Consider the following 2,528-nt stretch of genomic DNA (forward strand, 5'->3'; position numbering starts at 1 on the left):
CCAGCACATCACAAACACGGGTGGCAATCTGCAGCGCCTCTTGGGCACTGGCCAAACCGTAATATAGGGGGAGATGACTGATCTTCATGCGCCCAGCTTAGTGGGCGCTGTAGCTAGGCGTAATTTAACGCGTGTTAATACTAATGGTTACCGAACAATTTGTAAGTAGGGAGTTGGGGTTATTGTTGACCGGTTCTATGCGACTCCATGATCGCATTAACTTCTTTGGCCAACGATGACTCTTCAGCACAATCATCGATTTTCATATCCAGAGCTTGTTCTAGCACCGCTTTACTCCCCGCAATATCAAAGTCCAGGTCTACATAGGTAAGGTCACTGGGGTGGTAACGCAACAACATTTTCTTACCTGGTACCAACTCATCTAGGATACCGCAGCCATGCTTAGCGTTCCCGTGCCAAGTCAGAGCAGCGACTATTCTAGGTGTCCAGGAATAGCTTTTCTTGTGACCATCTAGGGACGCCAACAATCTATCGTACATAGGGCCGTAACTTCTAGGCTCATGGGTATCTACTCGCAATAGTACTTTGTCATTGGGGCGAAACTGTTGTGGGCTGGCTAACTGGAAATAAAACCAGACGCGGTTATCAGCATCTCGACGTAATGTAACAGTGTTGCCAAGCGAATCTGAGGTGACTGCTTCTTTACGGATTTCGTCGGTCATCGCATCTTTGGTCACCACCAACGTCCACCCAGCGTTTGCAAACTGACAAACACTGACAAAAATTAAAAACAAAGTGAGAGGAAATGCTTTCATGTGACATCCTTTAACTTTATGCCTTTGGCTTGCTGACCCTAGCTGCTGAGCAAAATTTAAACGCTGCAGGCTCTACTGTAAACCATAAGAAAACCGATCAGTACTATCATTTTGACAAATTAGTAACATTGTGAGTAGATTTAAAGTGTCTATATTTCAGACAACGGAATTATAAGGAACAACAATGGAACCGATAAACAGCACAACACCTTCCCTTTACCCACGACCTGAACATATCCCCCAAGTTACGCAGACAGACGTTGAGGAAAAGCCACCTGCAGGATTGCTAGACGATATCGTGACGCTATCAGGTGATGAGCCTGACAATGACACCGAAGGCAACGGCAATGGCAACGAACCTCCTTAGGGAGACGGCCATGGATATTTTCGCACCATACTCAGTATGGTTATATCATGTTGGAAATGTGACCTGGTTGGGTTATTTCCTGGCCTACTATCTGGCTGATCGTGGTTGGTACCCAGACCGTTCATTTAAGATTGCAGCTCTTACTCTGGTGCTGGCAAACTTTGTCATGCAAGGCATGGAGCCGGTTCTTATGGCCCTGTCAGCAGAGCATGGTGAACTTATCAGGCACACCTGGTACCCAGCATTTGCGGCCATTAATTGCTGGAGTGCGCATTACATTGTCAGCAAGCACAGGCAACGTCGAATCCCCATGTCGCCGTATGCCTTGAGTATGGTGTTTTCATTGTTTGTACTGACATTAGTGCAAGCTGTTCGGTATTTTGATCGTTTGGTGCTAGATACCAATTCATTGGACTTGATGTATAAGTTGTTAATCAACACTGTGAATATTGGCATTATGCTTGTGCTGCTGGCACCTGTATTGAAAAGTAAGTTTGGCCAACGACGGCCAGTAAACTGAGAGGATATGCAAGGATGTGGATTTTTACCCTGTTAACGCTAGCGCTGGTTTTAATCGGTGCCAGAGGCTTGCTGGTAGCCTACAGATACTACCGGCAACAACGCTTTGACCACAGTGAGATAGAAAAAGCCGCTGTTAACACTATGGCTGGCAGGGCGCATGCACTGGTGCTAGAGCGGCTCACTATTGAAAGGATGCCGCCTGACATGGCCCAGTACCAAGCGCTGCAAGAATGGCACACACGCATTGCACAGTATCGGATAGACTACGCAACTTTGTGTCAGCACTATATGACTCAATACAACGTTCAGTCACTCACACAACACCAGCCAGACTAGCGGGCCGTGCGCTCGCTTTCTTCCCCGGTTTCTTGAACAAATTCTGAAGGCTCACCTGCCGCCATTTTGATCTGATGCAGCCCAAGTTTGACCACAAGGTCGAAACTTGCATCTGGTGCCATGCGCAGCCATCCCAGATCATACCCAGTCAACAAAAAGCGTTTTAAACCATCAACAATGGCTTGCTCTGGCAGGCCGCTCCCGCCTTTAGTGCCCAAGAGAACATAGTTAACATCCAGTCCCAGTGGTGCTAACTCGGCTACTAATGCCGCTGTTGCACGCTGCCTGCCACTACACACATCACGTAACACCTGAGAACTGGCATGGCCCACTTGTCTCGCAGCTTCCGCCTTGCTTAAACCCAATCGGTCCAGTTCCTCTGCAACTCGAATGTGTATATTTTCCACATTAATGCTTGACAATGTGTAATATCTCCACAAAAATTCAATCCAACAGTTTCCAACAATTGTTGAAAGTTCTCATAAACGCACAGGAGCAGCTATGGCCACACAAAAAACCCGTACCGC

Annotated in this window: 4 protein-coding genes; 2 read left to right on the plus strand and 2 right to left on the minus strand. The window is 47.3% G+C overall.

Annotated features, from left to right (window positions below; all coding sequences use genetic code 11):
- Nucleotides 1–179: 179 nt before the first annotated feature.
- Nucleotides 180–776 (minus strand): hypothetical protein, encoded by a 597-nt coding sequence (locus CSR04_RS24560; protein WP_102798985.1) that lies wholly within the window; start codon nt 774–776, stop codon nt 180–182.
- A gap of 377 nt (nt 777–1,153) precedes the next feature.
- Between CSR04_RS24560 and CSR04_RS24570 the strand changes: the two genes are divergently transcribed.
- Together CSR04_RS24570 and CSR04_RS24575 are read left to right on the plus strand one after the other, a co-directional pair.
- Entirely contained in the window at nt 1,154–1,663 is a 510-nt protein-coding gene (locus tag CSR04_RS24570; protein ID WP_102798987.1) for a hypothetical protein, read from the plus strand.
- Between the two features lie 14 nt (nt 1,664–1,677).
- Nucleotides 1,678–2,001 carry a hypothetical protein gene (locus CSR04_RS24575; protein WP_102798988.1) on the plus strand — a complete coding sequence of 108 codons (324 nt, stop codon included), beginning with the start codon at nt 1,678–1,680 and terminating at the stop codon, nt 1,999–2,001.
- Here the strand turns inward: CSR04_RS24575 and CSR04_RS24580 are convergent.
- Complete coding sequence (locus CSR04_RS24580; RefSeq protein WP_146027256.1) at nt 1,998–2,423, minus strand: hypothetical protein; 426 nt, start codon at nt 2,421–2,423, stop codon at nt 1,998–2,000. The genes CSR04_RS24575 and CSR04_RS24580 overlap by 4 nt on opposite strands.
- Nucleotides 2,424–2,528: the final 105 nt, after the last annotated feature.

Origin of the sequence: Bowmanella denitrificans (assembly GCF_002887595.1) — a bacterium.
GTDB classification, from domain to species: Bacteria; Pseudomonadota; Gammaproteobacteria; order Enterobacterales; family Alteromonadaceae; genus Bowmanella; species Bowmanella denitrificans.

Bases quoted from the DNA above. Each gene is read 5' to 3' on its own strand.
- CSR04_RS24560 (WP_102798985.1), bottom strand. From the start codon at position 776: ATGAAAGCATTTCCTCTCACTTTGTTTTTAATTTTTGTCAGTGTTTGT.
- CSR04_RS24570 (WP_102798987.1), top strand. From the start codon at position 1,154: ATGGATATTTTCGCACCATACTCAGTATGGTTATATCATGTTGGAAAT.
- CSR04_RS24575 (WP_102798988.1), top strand. From the start codon at position 1,678: ATGTGGATTTTTACCCTGTTAACGCTAGCGCTGGTTTTAATCGGTGCC.